At 70.0% G+C, this 16,816-nt stretch carries 16 protein-coding genes and 1 pseudogene; 9 read left to right on the forward strand and 8 right to left on the reverse strand.

All coding sequences use genetic code 11. The features are described 5' to 3' along the window. Positions 1–9 precede the first annotated feature (9 nt). The 4 genes and pseudogenes from upp (at position 10) to srmL (ending at position 3,366) form a co-directional block, all read left to right on the forward strand. Positions 10–648, forward strand: a complete 639-nt coding sequence (gene upp, locus NR810_RS38975; RefSeq protein WP_257460050.1) for a uracil phosphoribosyltransferase — start codon at positions 10–12, stop codon at positions 646–648. A 274-nt stretch (positions 649–922) separates the two neighbouring features. Further along, positions 923–1,357, forward strand: a pseudogene (locus tag NR810_RS38980) (AHH domain-containing protein); the annotation flags it as partial. Between the two features lie 16 nt (positions 1,358–1,373). Further along, positions 1,374–1,937: an imm11 family protein gene (locus NR810_RS38985; RefSeq protein ID WP_257460053.1), complete on the forward strand. Its 564-nt coding sequence runs from the start codon at positions 1,374–1,376 to the stop codon at positions 1,935–1,937. 286 nt (positions 1,938–2,223) lie between these two features. Continuing rightward, positions 2,224–3,366 carry a PheS-related mystery ligase SrmL gene (gene srmL / locus NR810_RS38990; protein ID WP_257460054.1) on the forward strand — a complete coding sequence of 381 codons (1,143 nt, stop codon included), beginning with the start codon at positions 2,224–2,226 and terminating at the stop codon, positions 3,364–3,366. 31 nt (positions 3,367–3,397) lie between these two features. Here the strand turns inward: srmL and NR810_RS38995 are convergent, their stop codons facing one another. Beyond that, entirely contained in the window at positions 3,398–4,063 is a 666-nt protein-coding gene (locus tag NR810_RS38995; protein WP_257460055.1) for a sterol desaturase family protein, read from the reverse strand. Between the two features lie 280 nt (positions 4,064–4,343). Here NR810_RS38995 and NR810_RS39000 point away from each other — a divergent pair, with 280 nt between their 5' ends. The 3 genes from NR810_RS39000 (at position 4,344) to NR810_RS39010 (ending at position 7,694) form a co-directional block, all read left to right on the forward strand. After that, the gene (locus NR810_RS39000) at positions 4,344–4,793 is read left to right on the forward strand and encodes a c-type cytochrome (RefSeq protein ID WP_257460056.1); all 450 of its coding nucleotides are present in this window, start codon (positions 4,344–4,346) and stop codon (positions 4,791–4,793) included. A gap of 12 nt (positions 4,794–4,805) precedes the next feature. Then, the gene (locus tag NR810_RS52345) at positions 4,806–6,455 is read left to right on the forward strand and encodes a M55 family metallopeptidase (protein ID WP_306818888.1); all 1,650 of its coding nucleotides are present in this window, start codon (positions 4,806–4,808) and stop codon (positions 6,453–6,455) included. A gap of 261 nt (positions 6,456–6,716) precedes the next feature. Then, the gene (locus NR810_RS39010) at positions 6,717–7,694 is read left to right on the forward strand and encodes a hypothetical protein (protein ID WP_257460057.1); all 978 of its coding nucleotides are present in this window, start codon (positions 6,717–6,719) and stop codon (positions 7,692–7,694) included. A 9-nt stretch (positions 7,695–7,703) separates the two neighbouring features. On the opposite strand, the gene NR810_RS39015 is transcribed toward NR810_RS39010, so the two are convergent. After that, positions 7,704–9,077 carry a cytochrome P450 gene (locus NR810_RS39015; protein WP_257460059.1) on the reverse strand — a complete coding sequence of 458 codons (1,374 nt, stop codon included), beginning with the start codon at positions 9,075–9,077 and terminating at the stop codon, positions 7,704–7,706. Positions 9,078–9,189: 112 nt separating this feature from the next. Here NR810_RS39015 and NR810_RS39020 point away from each other — a divergent pair, with 112 nt between their 5' ends. Both NR810_RS39020 and NR810_RS39025 read left to right on the forward strand, forming a co-directional pair. Next, positions 9,190–9,738, forward strand: coding sequence for an SLOG cluster 4 domain-containing protein (locus tag NR810_RS39020; RefSeq protein WP_257460060.1), 549 nt, complete (start codon positions 9,190–9,192; stop codon positions 9,736–9,738). An 86-nt stretch (positions 9,739–9,824) separates the two neighbouring features. Continuing rightward, on the forward strand, positions 9,825–10,103 hold the full coding sequence (locus NR810_RS39025) for a hypothetical protein (RefSeq protein WP_257460061.1): 279 nt from the start codon (positions 9,825–9,827) through the stop codon (positions 10,101–10,103). Between the two features lie 75 nt (positions 10,104–10,178). Here the strand turns inward: NR810_RS39025 and NR810_RS39030 are convergent, their stop codons facing one another. The 6 genes from NR810_RS39030 to NR810_RS39055 form a co-directional block, all read right to left on the reverse strand. Beyond that, a complete protein-coding gene (locus NR810_RS39030; RefSeq protein ID WP_257460062.1) occupies positions 10,179–12,092 on the reverse strand; it encodes a S8 family serine peptidase in 1,914 nt (637 codons plus the stop codon). Positions 12,093–12,195: 103 nt separating this feature from the next. Beyond that, on the reverse strand, positions 12,196–12,834 hold the full coding sequence (locus tag NR810_RS39035; protein ID WP_257460064.1) for a hypothetical protein: 639 nt from the start codon (positions 12,832–12,834) through the stop codon (positions 12,196–12,198). 137 nt (positions 12,835–12,971) lie between these two features. Then, complete coding sequence (locus NR810_RS39040; protein WP_257460065.1) at positions 12,972–13,517, reverse strand: hypothetical protein; 546 nt, start codon at positions 13,515–13,517, stop codon at positions 12,972–12,974. 71 nt (positions 13,518–13,588) lie between these two features. Next, complete coding sequence (locus NR810_RS39045; protein ID WP_257460066.1) at positions 13,589–14,668, reverse strand: Ig domain-containing protein; 1,080 nt, start codon at positions 14,666–14,668, stop codon at positions 13,589–13,591. Continuing rightward, positions 14,665–15,417: a hypothetical protein gene (locus NR810_RS39050; RefSeq protein ID WP_257460067.1), complete on the reverse strand. Its 753-nt coding sequence runs from the start codon at positions 15,415–15,417 to the stop codon at positions 14,665–14,667. Before NR810_RS39050 ends, NR810_RS39045 begins: the two co-directional genes overlap by 4 nt. After that, positions 15,414–16,676, reverse strand: coding sequence for a hypothetical protein (locus tag NR810_RS39055; RefSeq protein WP_257460069.1), 1,263 nt, complete (start codon positions 16,674–16,676; stop codon positions 15,414–15,416). Before NR810_RS39055 ends, NR810_RS39050 begins: the two co-directional genes overlap by 4 nt. Between the last annotated feature and the right edge of the window lie 140 nt (positions 16,677–16,816).

Raw genomic sequence — 16,816 nt, forward strand, 5'->3', positions numbered from 1 at the left:
GAGGGAGCCGTGACGTACTCGGACAATTGCACCGTGGTGGACCACCCGTTGGTGAAGCACAAGCTGACGCTGATGCGGCGCAAGGACACGAGCACGGCCTCGTTCCGAGCGCTGTTGCAGGAGATCTCCCTGCTGCTCGCCTACGAGGCGATGAGGGACCTGAAGCTGCGCGATGAGACCATCGAGACGCCGATGATGCAGACGGTGGCGCCGGTGCTGGAGGGCAAGAAGCTGGTGCTGATCGCCATCCTCCGGGCGGGGCAGGGCATCCTGGACGGGATGCTGCAACTGGTGCCGAGCGCCCGGGTGGGACACATCGGCCTGTACAGGGATCCGAAGACGCTGGCGGCGGTGGAGTACTACTACAAGGTGCCGAACCAGCTGGCGGACCGTGACGTCATCGTGTGCGATCCGATGCTGGCGACGGGGAATTCGGCGGTGGCGGCGCTCAACCGCATCAAGCGGAGCAAGCCGGGGAGCCTGCGTTTCGTCTGCCTGCTGGCGTGCCCCGAGGGCCTGGCGAACCTGCGCGAGCACCACCCGGACGTGCACGTCTTCACGGCGGCGGTGGACGAGAAGCTCGACGAGCACGGCTACATCCTGCCGGGTCTGGGGGACGCGGGCGACCGGCTCTTCGGGACGCGGTAGTCGCGGGTTGCCGCACCTGGCCCGAGAGCGATCTTCCTCTTGGGCCAGCGCCTGCGGTGAGCGGAGAGCTTGCGTGGCGCGGTACCCGGTGGCGAGGCATGCTGCCGGCGCATGAACCCCCCGTCCTGGCGGCACGTAGCCGTGGCCCTGTGGCTCGTCCTGCCCATCTCCTGCGCCACGTCTCCGGAGAGCGCTCCTCTGGGCGAACGGCCTTTGACGGAGCCGAAAGTGGTGCGGACGCGCGTGCTTCCCGGTGGTGCACTGCGGCTTTCCTGTACAGATGGTGGCGGACGGTACCGTCATCGTCACGGGAGTTGCCGCGGGCACGGCGGCGTCCGCGGTAGGTAGTGCCTGCACCGATGGCGCCGAGAAGAAGGACGGCTACCATTGGCATCACCTCGCCACGAACAAGAACGACCTCTCGACGGCATCGGGTGGACCCTGGACGCCCAGGTTCGAGGAATTCTTCGAACTGGCGGACATGAGCCTGGATGCAGCGGAGAACCTCGTCTACCTCGAGGGCCATAAAGGTCCGCATCCGGAGGAGTACCACCGCGAGGTGCACAGGAGACTCGGCCAGGCGCTTCAAGGCTGCGCAACTGTCTCTCGATGCGGAATCAAGCTGGTGAATGCGCTCAGGGAAATCGCGGAGGAGGTCTGCACCCCTGGCTCATCCCTCCACCTGCTGGTAACGAAATCCCAGGACTGATGCCGGAACGGAAGACATGCCCAAGTACTACGAATTGGACGATGACATGCGCATTCCGAACCGTTGGCACTTGAGGCGTCCCATTGACGAGCATGGGCAGAAGCTCAATCCCTGGCAGTTCACCGAAGGCCGCCGGTTCGAGCCTCAGGGCATCATCCGGTTTCCCGTGAAGCCCGATGGGGTGACGATGGACTTCACCCTGGACGCTTTCTCGACCCCCGTGGTCCACGGTCGTGTCGTCCAACTCTTCGAGCGCCTGGGCATCCAGGAAGTGCAGTTCCTTCCCGTTCAGGTAGAGGGCCACGTCGGGCCCTACTTCATCCTCAATGCCCTTCGCACTCTCCGGTGCATTGACGACGTTCGGTGCGAGGAGGTGCGGTACTTCAAACCCGAGGACGGCGAACCGGAGAGGGTGGGCGAGTACAAATACGTAAAAGGCATGCGCATCGACCCGGCGAAGGCCGGGGACAGCCGTATCTTCCGCACCTGGGGCTGGTCGCTGGCCCTCATCGTCTCCGAGGACCTCAAACAGGCCATGGAGGCGGAGGGCCTCACCGGCACGCGGTTCGTCGAGGTGTGAGGAGGCCCCGGATTGCATCCGGCTCGCACCGCGGTTACCTTACTGACCGCGATGATTCTCCTGACGTGCCAGCGTCGATTTAGCCGCCCCCCGAGCCCCACCGGGTACGGGGAGGCCGTGCTGCGTCGCTAGCGCGCTCTCTCTCGGCGGATCGCCTCTCGGCGTGACGCTCGCCCGGACCAGGGGTTCGGGGGGTTCCGAGCGTGGCGTCGCCAACTCCTCCCTCCGAGGACCGGGCGTCGCCTGGAGCCGTTTCCTTCCACTCCAGCACCGAGAGAGCCCTTCCATGTCCGTCTGCATCCTCAGCGTCGATGACGTCCGCCGTGCCCTGTCCATCCGTGACCTGACCGACCCTTCCTCCGGCCCCCATGCCATGCAGCGTCTCGTCGACGACGCGCTCGCCGCCCTCCGTGAAGCGTGGCGGTGTGACGTCCGCCTGCACCGGCGCAGCCCCATCGTCTCCATCACCGACAACTACGACCGGCTGCGCTACCCACCCGAGGGCGCCGCGCGCGACGCCCGCTACACCCGCTACGTCTGTGACACCGCCCTGCTGCGCACCCAGACCTCGGCGATGATTCCTCCGCTGCTCCGTCAGCTCGCCGCCTCACCCCAGCCTCCCGAGGACGTGCTGCTCGCCTGCCCCGGGCTCGTCTACCGGCGCGACTGCATCGACCGGTTGCACACCGGCGAGCCCCACCAGATGGACCTCTGGCGCGTCCGGCGCGGAGCACCCCTCGGCACGGAGGAGCTGCTTCTCATGGTGGAAACCGTGGTGCACGCCCTGCTGCCCGGACGCGAACTGCGCACCACTCCCGCCCGTCACCCGTACACCACGGATGGCTTGCAGATCGACGTCCGGCACGGGGCGGAGTGGGTGGAGATCGGCGAGTGCGGCCTCGCCCACCCGGCGCTGCTCGCCGAGAGCGGGCTCGACACGGCGCACACCACCGGGCTCGCCATGGGGCTCGGCATGGACCGCATCCTCATGCTGCGCAAGGGCCTCGACGACATCCGCCTGCTGCGCTCCGAGGACCCGCGCATCGCCTCGCAGTTGCTCGACCTGGAGCCCTACCGCGAGGTGTCCTCCATGCCCGCCGTCCGCCGCGACCTGTCCCTGGTGCTCGAGGGCGACACCACCTCCGAGGAGCTCGGAGACGTCGTACGTGCCGTGCTCGGCCCCCGGGCCGACGTGGTGGAGACCGTCGAGGTGCTCTCGGAGACGCCCTATGAGGCGCTGCCGCCCGCCGCCATCCAGCGGCTCGGCATCTCACCCGGGCAGAAGAACGTGCTGCTGCGCGTGGTGCTGCGCGCGCTCGACCGCTCGCTGACCCACGCCGAGTGCAACGAGCTGCGCGACACCCTCTACGCCGCTCTGCACCGGGGCACCGCCTGGCAGTGGGCGGCGGCTGCTCCCGCACACCCCTGAAGGGCGCCCCGGTGGCTCGCGGCGGAGGTGACTACTCCGCCGCGCTGGCGTCGGCGCCCTGCTTCGCCGCCTCGCGAGCCGCCTGCCCGCGCACCTGCATCGAGCCCAGCATCCGGTCGATCCACCGGTGGCTGATGCCGAAGTTCTTGTCCGGGCAGGCGAAGTGGTGCGCCATGTGGTGCGCGCGCAGCGCCTTGCCCCAGTTCGTCCACGGCTTCTTGTAGTGCACCGCCCAGTGCAGGTAGTCGTAGGCGAGGTAGCCCACCACGATGCCGACGAAGTAGGGAATCGTGGCGTCCGGCCGGCCCACCAGCCACAGCAGCCCGCCGATGACGATGGCCAGCGGGATGCTCGCGCCCAGCGGCATCACCAGCCGCTGCGGATCATCCGGGTACGTGTGGTGGTAGCCGTGGATGATGGCGTGGAAGCGCCGGGTGAGCGGCCCGTTCCCCTCCCAGTGGAAGAGGTTGCGGTGCAGCGTGTACTCCATGAAGCACCACGTGAGGTATCCCAGGGGCGCGAACAGCGCGACCATGCCCGGGCGGGTCGTCCCGCTCCACAGGCCCCAGGCCAGCATGGCCGTGATGATCGGGATGTAGAAGATGAACGGGGTGACGGGGTGGATCTTCGAGGCGGCTTCGAGGAAGTTGTTCTCGAACATCCGCGCGGAGGAGTGGCGCTCGTACTCGGTCTTCATGGCCGTACCAGCTTCGTGGCGGGGTGTCGGTAGGAGCCGGCCCCCGGAAGGGCAACAGGGGTGTTGCCTGGCGGACACCGCCGGCCTCCTTATATACCCACAGCCCCGGCCGGGTGCGTCACGAAAAAGGGGGCGAATCCCCGCCCGTGTCCGGTGGATGAAGTGGGCCTCCCCACCCCGTCCCAAGCCGCCTGCCCGCCTGGGCTCCAGGCTTCTGGGCGGCGCCTACCCTTGGAGCGGAAGTTGCGGCATCCTGGATTTCTCCGGAGGACCTGAACGGATGCGCCGAAGAATCCAGAGCGCCGTGTATGCCACCCTGCTGACAGGGAGTGCCCTGTTGTCCGGGGGGGTGAGCGTCGCCAACACCGCCTCTCCCCCCATCCGGGTGGATGTGTCCACGGACGCGCTGGAGTCCGGCACTCCCGTGCGCACCGCGGCGCCCGCCTCGCTCGTGCACCTCGTGCTCGCGCAGGCCTCACCCAAGAAGGACGCGGACCCCGCCGCCCTCTTCGCGCGCCTGGGCTGCACCCTGTGCCACGCCCCGGGCGCGCGCTACCACGACCGCATCGTCAAGGCCGCCAGCAAGCCCGAACAGGAACTGGCGAAGTGGATCCGCAACCCCGAGCAGTTCGTCCCCGGCACCTCCATGCCCACGTACGCCTCGCTCATCGACGAGCCCACGGCGCTCATGCTGGCGCGGTGGATCCGCTCGGGTGGCCCCGGCAAGTAGAGGAGGAGCGGTATGCGTGCGCGCCGGGCCCTGCTCGTCGTCGACCTCGAGGGCGTGGCCGGGGTGGACTCCCCCGCCGCGCTCATCTCCGGGACTCCCGAGTACGTGCGCTCCCGGGCCCTCCTCACGGCGGAGGTGAACGCCGCGATCGAGGGCCTGCTCGCGGCGGGCTTCCATCAGGTGCGGGTGAGCGACAGCCACCTGTGCGGCTCCGGCGAGTCCAACCTGCTGTCCGAGTCGCTGCACCCCTCGGCCGAGCCGTGTTTCCTCGAGGAGGATGCGTACGCCGCTTCCTTCTTCGACGACGTCCAGGCGGTGGCCTGCCTGGGCATGCACGCGGCGGCGGGCTCGGCGGGCTTCGGCGCACACACGGTGGATCTGCTCGGCGCATGGACGTGCGCGGGCCGGGCGCTGTCGGAGGCGGACCTCGTGCTGGCGCTGGCGGCGGAGGCCGGCGTGCCGGCGGTGTTCGTCTCGGGCGACGACGTGCTCCAGGCCTCGCTGGCTGGCCGCGTGGGCTGCGTGCGCACCAAGGTGGCCCTCTCCGTCACCCGTGCCTCCTCGCGCCCTCCCGAGGAGGTGCTGGTGGAACTGACCCGCGCCGCCGCGTTCCCGGCCCGGCCGGTGGAGCCCCTCCCGGACGCGCCGCTCGTCCTCACCTTCAAGAGCGGACACCAGGCGGCGCTCGCCGCGGAGACTGGCGCCCGGCGGTTGGACCGCTACCGCGTGGAGGTGGAGGGCCCCTCCTTCCGCGAGCGCTACACACGGGCGCTGCGCGCCGCGTCGGCCGCGAGCTCGGTGTTGGCGGACGCGGTGGCGGACGTGCCCGGCAGTCCCGACTTCACCCGTGATGCCTCGGCCCTCTTCCACCTGCCGGGGCCTCCCGTACATCCGCCCCCACCCGCGACGGAGGCGACGGAGCGGGCACTGCGGGCCTTCCTCTCGCTGACGGAGGAGGGGGACGACGAGTCACGGGCGCTGCGCGCGTTGACGCTCCACATGTTGGAGGGCCATGCGCCCGGGGCCTTCGCGCGGCTCGGGTTGGGCGCCACGCTGGCGGCGGCGGTGGCCGCGCTGGCGGAGGTTCCATTGGCGCTCCCCTTCGGGTTGCCCGCCGAGGTGGGCATGTCCCGGGTGGATGCCTGGTACGTGCTCCGCGAGCGGGGCCTGCCCCATGCCCCGCTGGAGCCGGAGGCCCTCCGCGCCTACCTGGAGTACCTCAATGGCCAGGACGAGGGTCTCCACGCGTGGCTGCTGGGCGAGATGGCCGCCACGTGCGGCATGGACGTGCGCCTGTCGATTCCCGAACGGGCCCTGCGCTCCACGTGGCGCCTGGCGGACCTCTACTGGCTCACGCACCTGTACCTGCTGGACACCCGCTACCTGCGCTTGCCGCTGAAGGACCCGGGCGCGGCGGCGTGGACGGAGGAGCTGCTGGTGGCCACGCCCTGGGTGGTGGAGCAGGGCCACGTGGACCTGGCGGCGGAGGTGGCCTTCTGTCTGCAATGCGCGGGCGAGTCTGGGGGCGGAGCCCACGCGCTCCTCCTGTCGCTGCTCCGCGAGCACCAACGGCCCGACGGCGCGATGGAGGATGCGCATGCCACCGCGGGCGCGCTCCTTGCTTTCGCTGGAGCCGAGGAGCGCCATCCGTCCTCGCGGTGACAGCCCGGGTGGCGACCATCTTCCCAAGGCAGAGAAAAGCTTTTCCAGGATGACCCTGTAGGGACATGTGCGCGTGGCCCGCGGAGCGTTGAGCGTTCCACGCTCCGTCGAGCACAACGTCGAGCGAAGGACTTCTCAGCTGTCGAGAGTCATACCTCCAGGGCTTTTCGCGACTTCCGGCCCATGCTGGGAGAGCCGTGCATCCCCACCCTGATTTTCGGCCCCTGGTGATCCCAGGCGGCCGGGAGTCGGAGGTGCGCCATGGGTTTCACGTCTATCAAGGGTCTGCGGAGCGGGATGGCCGGGCGTGGGGCGGGTTGGAGTGTGGCGGCGTGGGTCCTCACGTCGGTGCTGTCCCTGGTGGGTGCCGTTGGCTGTGGGGTGCAGGAGTCGACCTTCGAGGAGGAGCAGGAGCTGCACACGCAGGAGCGGGCCATCCAGGAGGACAATGGCCTGTCGCTCAATGGCCTGTCGCTCAATGGCCTGTCGCTCAACGGCCTGTCGCTCAACGGCCTGTCGCTCAACGGCCTGTCCACCACGGATTTCTCCAATTGGTTCAACGGCAACCCGGCCGGCAATGAGCTGCTGATGCGCTACATCGTCCGCTGCGCGGTGCCCGCGAACCAGACGCGCAGCTTCACCAACCCCTCCACGGGCGTCGTCTACACGTGGTCGGGCGGGCTGGGTCTGGCGCCGGCCTGGTCGAGCGGAGCCCCGGCCACCGTGGCGGAGCAGCAGATCATCTCCGCGTGCCTGGGGGCCCACGCCAACAACTACGGGCTGCACGTCTCCATCTCCGTGCTGGGGCGCGACTCGTCCGGGGCGAACATCCCCTACACCTCCGCCGAGCTGGCGCTCTTCTCCCGGCGCGAGTCGTGCTTCTTCGGCAACGTCTTCAACAACGAGGGGCTCTTCGCCGGCAACGACCGCAGCGCCCTGGCCGAGGACGAGAGCACCCCGCGCCCGTGCGGACTGAAGGGTTACGGGGCGACGAGCAACGCGGCCTGCGCGCAGCTGAAGCGGATCGGCCAGTGCGAGCAGTACTGCACGCTGGACCCGAGCGGCACCTTCTACACGCACTGCTCCGTCAACGGCGTGCAGTACAAGCCGCTCACCACCCGCATCCGCTCGCAGGACGTCCACCGCTGCGGCGATGGCGTCTGCCAGCAGGGCGAGAGCTGCGGCTGGGGCGTCACCGCCGACAGCTGCCTGCTCGACTGTGGCACCTGCGCCCAGTGAGGGCGGGCCTCACCGCTGGCGGCGCTCCACGCGCATGGGCATGGGGCCGCGGGGACGCAGTGAGACGTGGGGCTCGGGCTCCACGGCCACCCCGGGCACCCCGCGCAGGCGGAAGCGCTGCACCACCATGGCGAGGATGAGCTGCGCCTCCATCATCGCGAAGTTGCTGCCGATGCACTGGCGCTGCCCACCGCCGAAGGGCAGGTAGGCCCAGCGGGGCCGGTCCTTGCCGTTCTCCGGGAGGAAGCGTGTGGGCTCGAAGCGCTCCGGCTCTGTCCAGAAGTCCGGGTGCCGGTGGGTGACGTAGGGGACGAGGATGACCATGTCCCCCTTGGGAATCCGATAGCCGTCCACCACGTCCTCCTCCTGGGCCACCCGGGGGATGGCCCAGATGGGCGGGTAGAGGCGCATGGCCTCCTCGAAGACGCAGCACACGTAGCGCAACTTCGGCAGGTCCTCCACCGTGGGCACGCGCCCGCCGAGCGCCGTGTCCACCTCCTCGTGCAGGCGGGCCTCCACCTCGGGGTGCTGCTCCAGCAGGTGGAAGGTCCACGCGAGCGCGGTGGCCGTCGTCTCGTGCCCGGCCAGCAGCAGCGTCATCACCTCGTCGCGCAGTTGCAGGTCGTCGAAGGCGTCGCCGGTGTCCGCGTCGCACGCCACCATCAGCATGCCGAGCAGATCCTCCGTGTTCGCGGCGGCTCCCGCGGCGCGGCGCTGGGAGATGATGCCGTTGACGATGCGGTCCAGCGTGTCCGCGGCCTGGCGGAAGGCGCGGTTGGCGCGCGTGGGCAGCCGGTAGAGCTGGGGCAGGTAGGGCAGGGGGGAGATGATGCGCTCGTTGGTGACGGAGAGCGCCGTGGTGAAGGCCTCGCCCACCTCGCGCGTCTGCTCGCTCACGTCCGTGCTGAAGAGGGCGCGCACCACCACGGTGAGGGTGAGCCGCATCATCTCCTGGAAGACGGGCAGCGGCTGGCCCGCGTCCACCGGGGGCTCCCAGGTCTGGAGCATCTCGGCGGTGGTGCGCGTCATCATCTCGCCGAGCGCTGTCAGCCGCTCCTTGTGGAAGGCGGGCTGGGAGAGCCGGCGCTGGCGCTTCCAGAAGTCGCCCTCGGCGGTGAGCAGGCCGTTGCCCACCAGGGGGCGCGTCTTGTCGAAGACGGTGCCCTTCGTGTAGCGGGCGCTCGCGTCGGCGAGCACGTGCTTGACGTGGTCCGGGTGGGTGAGCTGCTCCACGAACATGTGGCCCATGCGGTAGCGCACCACATCCCCGAGACGGTTGCGGGTGTTCAGGAACAGGCCGAGGGGGTTGTTCGCGCGCTCGAGCAGGTGACCCCAGAGCCAATGGCCCGGGGGCATGGGAGGCAGCGGTGCGGAGGTCGTCATGGTCTTCGGTCGGGTCGAAAGAGGCGAGCTGTGTGTACGCCGCGTCGCGTCGCGGGGCCAGATTACAGAATTCCACTGACGCCATACGTTCATGCATGCCCGGAGCGAAACCATGGTGACGCGACGTGAAATCATCGGAGTCCTGGGTTCGGGGACGGAGGAGCACCGGGCCTGGGTGGAGCCGCTGGCGCGGTGGATCGCCGAGCGGGGCTTCCACCTGCTGACCGGAGCGGGAGGCGGGGTGATGCGCGCGGCGGCGGAGGCCTTCGTCGCGGTGGAGGGGCGCGAGGGTCTCTCCCTGGGCATCGTCCCGGGCTCGGTAGAGGACGGCGCCTGGAGGCCGAAGCCGGGCTACCCCAACCCGGCGGTGGAGCTGCCCATCCTCACGCACCTGCCGCTGAGCGGCGAGCGGGGGACGGAGCCGATGAGCCGCAACCACCTCAACGTGCTCACCGCGCACGCGCTGGTGGTGCTGCCGGGCGGCGCGGGCACGGTGTCCGAGGTGGTGCTCGCGCTGCGCTACGGCAAGCCGCTCATCCTCTTCGGCCCGCGCGAGGCCTTCCGCGACTTTCCCCCGGAGGTGGAGCGCACGGAGTCCCTGACGCGGGTGTTGGATTTTCTCATTTCCGCACCGCGTGAGAACACTCCGTCATCGGGTTGAGGTCAGCGGGAACCCGACGCGCTCGTTCCGCGGTTGCTGGGCGCCTGCCCGCATGCATGATGCGCCGCGCCAAGAAGGAGGCTCCTATGAAGAACCGAATCGTGACGTTGGTGGCGGCCCTGGGACTCGCGATGACCCTGAGCGGCTGCAAGAGCGACTGCAGTGTCTCCTGCGAGCGGTACCAGGAGTGTGTCTCGGCCAACCTCAACGTGGACCGGTGTACGGACCAGTGCAACTCGAGGTCGGAGGACGACAAGAATTTCGCGACCCGGGCGGAGGACTGCGCGAAGTGCGTCGAGGACAAGACCTGCTCGGAGGCCAACAGCCGTTGCTGGGACGAGTGCCTCCCCGTCATCGACGACTGAGAAGAAAAATGCCCACGGCACCGGACGGGGGAATGACCCGGTGCCGTGGGCGTGTCGCGCGAGTGGAGGTTCGCGCTACGGCGTGACAGGGACGAGCGTGTCCACCTCGGCGGTGCCCGTGTAGCTGGTGGGCGTGTTGAGGTAGCCCTTCAGCACCACGCGCCAGGTCCCCGCCACCGGGCGCGGAATGGACACCGACTCCGCGGAGGAGGTGCCAGTGGCGCCGTTGGCCACCAGGTTGCCGCTCGGGTCATACACGTAGAGATCCAGATCGAGCGCCGGGTTGCCCCAGCTGGTGGTGACGCGCAGGGCGTTCGCGCCCGCGGGCACCGTGAGGGTGTGCTCGTGCTTCGCCTCGACGAGGCTGATGTCCACCACCGGCAGCTTCACCGTCAGGCCCACGTTGCCGCTCCAGCCGGGCAGGGCCGTGGTGACGGTGGTGGTGCGGGTGCCAGCGGACTCGGAGGCCGCGCGCACGGCGGCGTAGGCATCCGCGTAGCCCGCGCCCGCCTCCCACTCCTCGAGCTTGCGCGTGGCGCCCGTGGTGGCGTCCTGCGCGTAGATGGGCTTCGCGGTGGACGTCAGCGCCGCCAGCACGCCATCCATGTTGAGCGCCGGGTTGACCTCCAGCATCAGCGCGACGACGCCGCTCAGGTGCGGGGTGGCCATGGAGGTGCCATCCAGCGCCGCGTAGAAGGGCTCCGGGTGCAGGCCGTCCAGGCCCAGGTAGGGCTGCGCCACGGTGGCCGTGATGGCGCGCGCCGCGACGATGGCCACGCCGGGCAGGGTGATGTCCGGGTGGTGGTTGGCGTCACCCGGGATGCCGCGGCTGGAGAAGCTGGCGAGCTGGCCCGGCACGCCCTTGCTGACGAGCGGGTTGGTGGCCGCGCTGGTGTCCTTGGCCGCGCCCGCCGCCACCGAGATGACGCACGGCGAGGCGCTGTACGGGTTGAGCGTGTCCGCGTCCGGGCCGTCGTTGCCCGCCGCGAAGGCCACCACCACGCCCTCGTCGTAGGCGCGCTTGGAGGCGATGCTGATGGGATCGAACGGCGCGAAGTGGCTGCCGCTGGAGCCCCACGAGTTGGAGATGACGCGGACGTTGTACGTCTCTCGGATGTCCGGGCTCATCAGGTAGTCGAAGCCCTGCAGCGAGTAGAGGATGCTGATGGCCTCGCCCGCGCCCACCGCGAGCAGCTTCGCGCCCGGGGCCACGCCCTTGTACTTACCGCCGGAGCGCGCCCCCGAGCCGCCGATGGTGCTCGCCACGTGCGTGCCGTGGCCGCTAGTGAGATCGCTGTTGGGCACGTCCACGTAGAGCGCGCCGCCCACGCCCACTTCCACGATGGGGGCCACCACCTTCACGTTCTTCACCAGGTTGGGGAAGTCCCCGTGCGTGCCGTCCACGCCCGAGTCGATGACGCCCACGCCCACGCCCGCGCCGGTGGCACCGTAGGCCGTGCGCGCCGTGTCCGCGCCGATGTAGTGGACGCTCTCGTCCAGGAAGTAGTGCAGCGGCCGGTCCTGGTAGATGGAGATGAGGCCGAGCGGCTGCAGCACCGTGCGCAGCGTGCCCAGCAGCACCGGGGTGACGGGGACCTTGATCGCCACCATGGGCAGCGCCTGGAAGGCTCCGAGCTTGTCACCCAGCGACAGGCCGAGCGTGCTCTTCAGCAGGTCCACCGCGGGCGCCACCGCCTCCTGCGTGTTGAAGGAGAGGATGAGCGTCTTCACCATTCCGTCGGCGGCGAGTCCCGGCTCCACCACTGCCTGGGTGAGAGCCGCCTGCGCCTGGGGGTTGGAGTAGAGGGCGGTGCAGGCGCTCGGGGGCGTGGCGGAGGGCTGCTCCGGCTCCACGACGGGCTTCTTCCCCTTGAGCGCGGCGCTGGTCGAGCGGATCCGGGCCGTCTCCGCGTCCGAGCTGGAGGCGCCGCAGCCGGAGAGGAGGGCGGTGGTGGTGAGGGTGAGGCCCAGCGTCTTGATGGCGTTCATGCGATGTGTTTCCCCGAGCTGTGATGGAGGGCCCGCGGTGTGTGACCGCGGGCGCCCCCCGTCTTCATTGCGGCGGGCTTTCCGCCTTGGATCCGCCGTCCGGTCAGTTCGACGGCGGCGTCAGGTAGTGGGCGGTCTGCACGGTGCCGTTGATGTCGACGGTGATGCTCTGGTCGGGCGTGCCCACCGGGATGCTTGGGATGCCGGCGTCGCGCTCGGGGATGACGATCGTCTTGCCGTCGAAGGTGATGACCTTGCCGGGCGCCGTCAGCGGCTGTCCCACGATGTTGAGCACGATGCCGCCCACGTCCGCGGTGCCCCCCGGCAGGGTGATGGCCGAGGCGGGGATGTAGACGGGGACCGCCGGGGTGCTCACGCCATCGAGGTTGATGCAGCGGTTGGGCGTGAGGTTGAGCTCCGGGATGGTGACGGAGAGGGAGGGGATGTTCTGGGTGAGGCCCGGGACGAACACCGGCGAGCCATCCGTGCCCAGCACCGGGCCGGGCAGGCTCACCGAGTAGCCGAGGATGGTCTGCCCCGTCTCATCCAGGTGGACCTGGATGGGCTGGATGGCGGCATCGCTGTCCGGGACGACGACGGTGACGGCCGGCGTGGCCACCGTGTACGAGTCGACGTGGCCGATGACGTAGACGCAGGTGGGCTCGGCCATGGCCAGGCCCGGCACGGCCATGCCAGCGAACGCGGCGCCAACGAGGAAACGCTTCAGGTGACGGGTGCTCATGGGGTGCTCCTCAAGAGGCGCGAGGAGGGTTCTTCGGTCGGAGCTCGTGCCCCGCCTGCATCGCGCCTTCCTTCATTTCTTGGGAAAAGCCCCTGTCATTGGATCGCCTGGATTTAAAAATTATTTTCCGGGCGGTTTCAGGGCACCCTTTTCGCGGTGCTCTCCACGGCCAGGTCGCGGGTGGGTGGGAGGTAGCGGGCCGTCGTCGGGATGCCGCCCAACCGGAAGGTGATGGAGGGCTCGGGCATGTCCCACGAGGTGGTGGGAGTGGCGTCGCCGGGCGAGGGGAGGACGAGGAGGTCGCCGCCCTCGAGGGTGAGGACGTGCCCGGGCCGGGTTACCGGGTGCGCCCCGAAGTCGAGCACGATGGACCCCACCTCCATGAGTGTTTCCGGGCTCTCGAACAGCGAGGCGTGGACGGGGACGACGAGGGCGGGAGTGCTCTCGCCCTCACGGGTGCACGTGCGCGGTGACAGGGCTCGGCCGTGGCCGGGCTCGTCGAGGTGGACGAGGGGAATGGCTGGCATCACCACGGGGGTGGGATCGGCCCGGCGCAGCACGTAGGCGCAAGGGGGCTCGGTCGAGCGCAGGGGCGCCACGACCAGCCCCGCCAATCCCAGACCCGCGAGGAGGGAACTCCAGCGATGGAGACTCCCCCTCGGCTGCTCAGACGGATGATGCATCCCTCGCGACTGGCTCACGAGGGGTATTGAAGGAGGCGCGAGGGAGTGGATCTCCGCGCCGGCCGAGGCACTCAGTCGACCTTCAGCGACAGCTTCAACTGCTTCGTGTCGAACGCGTCCGATACGGTGAGGGTGAAGCCGTACGGTTCCACCGCCGCCTGCGTGGGCGTGCCGGAGAGGATGCCCGTACTCGACAGCATGAGACCCGGGGGAAGGGTGCTGCCAGCCGCCACCTTCCAGGTGACGGTGCCCGTGCTGCCGGAAGTCTGGAGGGTATAGGTGTAGGCCGAGCCCTGGCGCCCATCGGGGACGGCGCGGGTCAGCACGCACATGTACAGGGTCTGGCAGGAGCCGGTGGTGATTTGAAGCGTCCGGGTGACGACCTGCGGAGGCTCGTCGGAGTCCGTCACCCGCACCTCGAAGGCGCGAGTGACGCCCCCATTGTCCGGGTTCCCCTCGAGCCTCCCATTGGGGAGCAGGATGATGTTGCCGGGCAGGGTGCTGCCCGCGACGAGCTCGAACTTGTAGGGCAGCTTGCCCCCGGTGGCCGAGAGCTGTTCCGTATAGGGTTTGCCGCTCGGCACATCCGCCAGGAAGCCCGGCCCGGCCATGCGCAGTAGGGGCCGGATGCTCAGGGAGAACTCCTGGCTGGCGCGCTGGGGCGTCGTGTCCTGGTCCACCACTTCAAGGGTGAAGCGGAAGTCTCCGGCCGCGGTGGGCTTGCCGGACAGCTCGCCCTTCGCGTTGAGCTCCAGGCCCGGCGGAAGCTGCCCGGGGGAGGAGAAGGTGTAGGGCGGAGTCCCGCCGCTCGCCTGGAACCGGTAGAGGAAGCTCGCCAACTCCAACCCCGGCCCGGGGCCATCCGGGAGGAGCAGGAGCGGCTCCGGCCCCGAGTCCGGGACGCCCGAGTCCGTGGTGCCAGCGTCCGCGCCCGGCTCCGGCGTGCCCCCATCCGAGTCCAACCCGGTGGGGCAGGGGCCTCGTTCACCGCAGTCCGGGAGACAGACGCCCTCGGAGGCCAGACACGTCCAGCCCGAGGCGCACGCGCCCTGGGCATCGCACACGGGGAAGCGGGAGAGGTCCGGTTGGAACACGCAGGCCGCGAGCCCGAGCAGCGCGGCCAGTCCCCACACCGTCGGCCAGTGCTTCACGGTGTCTCCCAGACGAAGAAGACGGCCCCGCCCGCGCCCAGCAGCGCGCCGGCTCCCATCAGCAGGTTGGCCGTGCGGGTCTGTTGTTGCCCCTGCCGCAGGCGTCCGGCGAAGCACGAGCGGAAGGCCTCGCCCTCGCCGGTGCAGCCCGCGTTGCCCGTGGAGAGGCCCGCCTGCGAGCGGCGCGCGGCCAGTCCGAAGCCCACTCCGGCCGCGAGCGCGACACCTCCGGCCGCCAGCATCACGGTGGGCCACGCCTTCCTCACGCCCTTCTCCTTCCGGGGCGAGGGCCGCGCCGCCCAGAGCTCACCGAAGGCCTCGCGAGCCCGAGCCTCCTCCATTCCGGGAGGAAGTCCCTCTCCGGAGAGCTGGACGAAGGTATGGGACTCCTGGCCCTCGCGGTCCACCAGCGTGAGCGCCACGGAGCGCCCTCCGCCCACGCCGAGCGCCACGCCGCGCACCAGCCGCTCCGCGCCGAGCGCCTGTGTCTGCGAGCCCCGGCACGCCGCGTTCACGCAGCCGGGGAGCCGGCCTCCCTGGTCGCGCACCTTGGCCACTGTGCTCGCGCGAGACTCCAGACAGAGGCCGGAGGTGCTCTCCACCGCTCGGCGCACGGCGTCCTCCAACTGGCGCGCCTCGGCGCTCGGGAGCGCCACGGGTTGGAAGGGGACGAGCACCACCCGCTCGCCTCCACACGGGGCAGGTGCCCCCGCCAGCGACAGCATCAGCGCGAAGGAGGGGAGACTCATGGAGACAGGTCTGCCTGTTGCTCGGGCGCCACGGGCGTCTGCCCGAGGCTGGCCATGTAGCCGGTGTAGAAGCGGGGGCCGAAGGGCACGGAGAAGAGCTTCTCCTCGAAGGCGTCCTGCACGGCGCCACGCGAGGCGAAGGTGTTCTCGCGCCAGGTGAGGCTCGCGGCGTCCACCACCGCGCCCGCCCGGGTGAGCGGGAAGGGGGCCTCGCGTCCTGGCGCGTGCAGGAAGTAGCTGGACGCGAGCGGCAGCCCCAGCACGAGTGAGCGCTCACGCTCCTTGTTGAACTCCGCCACGCGCAGGCCGCGTGCATCCTCCACCCAGAGCCGGCCCTCCAGTCCCGCGGGGAGCAGGAGGAAGCCCAGGCGCGCCTTGTCCCCCAGGTTCACCAGGGGCGCGGAGCGGTCGAGCGCGGGCGGTTGGATGGACACGTCGAGCCGGCCGCGCACGTCCGCCACGCCCTGGTTGGCGGCGGCGACGAAGGCGCTCAGCTCCGAGTACTCGATGCGCCCGTCCGCGTTGACGTCCGCGGCACCGGCGAGCGCCGAGCGCACCTGGTGGCTGAAGACGCCCGAGCGGATGGCGCTCCACTCGTGGCTCTCCTGCTCGCGGGAGGTGGACAGCACGGCGCCCACATGCGGGTAGCGCGCCAGCTCGCGCGTGGCCAGCAGGCCCTGCACCGCCTGCACCTGGGCGGGAGCCACCGGCAGCGCGCCGCGCGAGTTGACGAAGAAGTACGAATCACACGCATCCACGATGAGGTGGATGAAGCTGGCGGTGCTGGGTGCGATGACCTGCGAGAACAGCTCCGTGCGGGTGAAGGGCCCATCCAGGAGGCTCACCGTGCCCTCGCCAGCGGCCCCGCGCTTTCCATGGCCGGTGAAGACGAAATACAGCACCGGGATGGCGCCGCGTGCCCTGTCCTCGGACATGCGGGCATTCAGACGGCCGAGGGCCTCCTTGAGCGCGGCGCGGGTGGGCGGGCGCGTCCGGGCGGCGAGCCCCGGGTGGAGCGCCTGGGTCTCCGAGTCCATCACCGAGAGGAGCACCGCCTCCCGGGTGCGGGGGGCGAAGAGCTCGTAATAGCGCGCCCCGTCATCGTCGGCGTAGCGCAGGGGCGCCTGCTTGGGCTCGAGCCCGGTGTTGTTGGCGACGATGAGGGCGTAGCTCACCTGCTCGGGTGCGGCGCTCGCGGCGGCGCCGACGAGGAGCAGGGCCCACGACAGGGCCAGCGGAGCGCATCGGAGGAGTCGCATGCACGGCAGAGTGTCTCCGGGAGGGTGAGAGGGCCGCAAGGTGCTACGGGTACGCGAGGGTGGCACAGAGGGAGGACGCACTGTGTCGATCATTGGACGGGAGGATTTTCGAGCCTGGACGATCCAACCCAACCGACAAC

The sequence above is a fragment of the Archangium lipolyticum genome, assembly GCF_024623785.1.
Classification (GTDB): Bacteria; Myxococcota; Myxococcia; order Myxococcales; family Myxococcaceae; genus Archangium; species Archangium lipolyticum.

Coding starts and splice junctions, on each gene's coding strand:
- NR810_RS38995 (WP_257460055.1), bottom strand. CDS start 4,063: ATGAAGACCGAGTACGAGCGCCACTCCTCCGCGCGGATGTTCGAGAAC.
- NR810_RS39000 (WP_257460056.1), top strand. CDS start 4,344: ATGCGCCGAAGAATCCAGAGCGCCGTGTATGCCACCCTGCTGACAGGG.
- NR810_RS39015 (WP_257460059.1), bottom strand. CDS start 9,077: ATGACGACCTCCGCACCGCTGCCTCCCATGCCCCCGGGCCATTGGCTC.
- NR810_RS39035 (WP_257460064.1), bottom strand. CDS start 12,834: ATGAGCACCCGTCACCTGAAGCGTTTCCTCGTTGGCGCCGCGTTCGCT.
- NR810_RS39055 (WP_257460069.1), bottom strand. CDS start 16,676: ATGCGACTCCTCCGATGCGCTCCGCTGGCCCTGTCGTGGGCCCTGCTC.
- NR810_RS39010 (WP_257460057.1), top strand. CDS start 6,717: ATGGGTTTCACGTCTATCAAGGGTCTGCGGAGCGGGATGGCCGGGCGT.
- NR810_RS52345 (WP_306818888.1), top strand. CDS start 4,806: ATGCGTGCGCGCCGGGCCCTGCTCGTCGTCGACCTCGAGGGCGTGGCC.
- NR810_RS38985 (WP_257460053.1), top strand. CDS start 1,374: ATGCCCAAGTACTACGAATTGGACGATGACATGCGCATTCCGAACCGT.
- NR810_RS39030 (WP_257460062.1), bottom strand. CDS start 12,092: ATGAACGCCATCAAGACGCTGGGCCTCACCCTCACCACCACCGCCCTC.
- NR810_RS39040 (WP_257460065.1), bottom strand. CDS start 13,517: ATGCATCATCCGTCTGAGCAGCCGAGGGGGAGTCTCCATCGCTGGAGT.
- NR810_RS39050 (WP_257460067.1), bottom strand. CDS start 15,417: ATGAGTCTCCCCTCCTTCGCGCTGATGCTGTCGCTGGCGGGGGCACCT.
- NR810_RS39020 (WP_257460060.1), top strand. CDS start 9,190: ATGGTGACGCGACGTGAAATCATCGGAGTCCTGGGTTCGGGGACGGAG.
- srmL (WP_257460054.1), top strand. CDS start 2,224: ATGTCCGTCTGCATCCTCAGCGTCGATGACGTCCGCCGTGCCCTGTCC.
- NR810_RS39025 (WP_257460061.1), top strand. CDS start 9,825: ATGAAGAACCGAATCGTGACGTTGGTGGCGGCCCTGGGACTCGCGATG.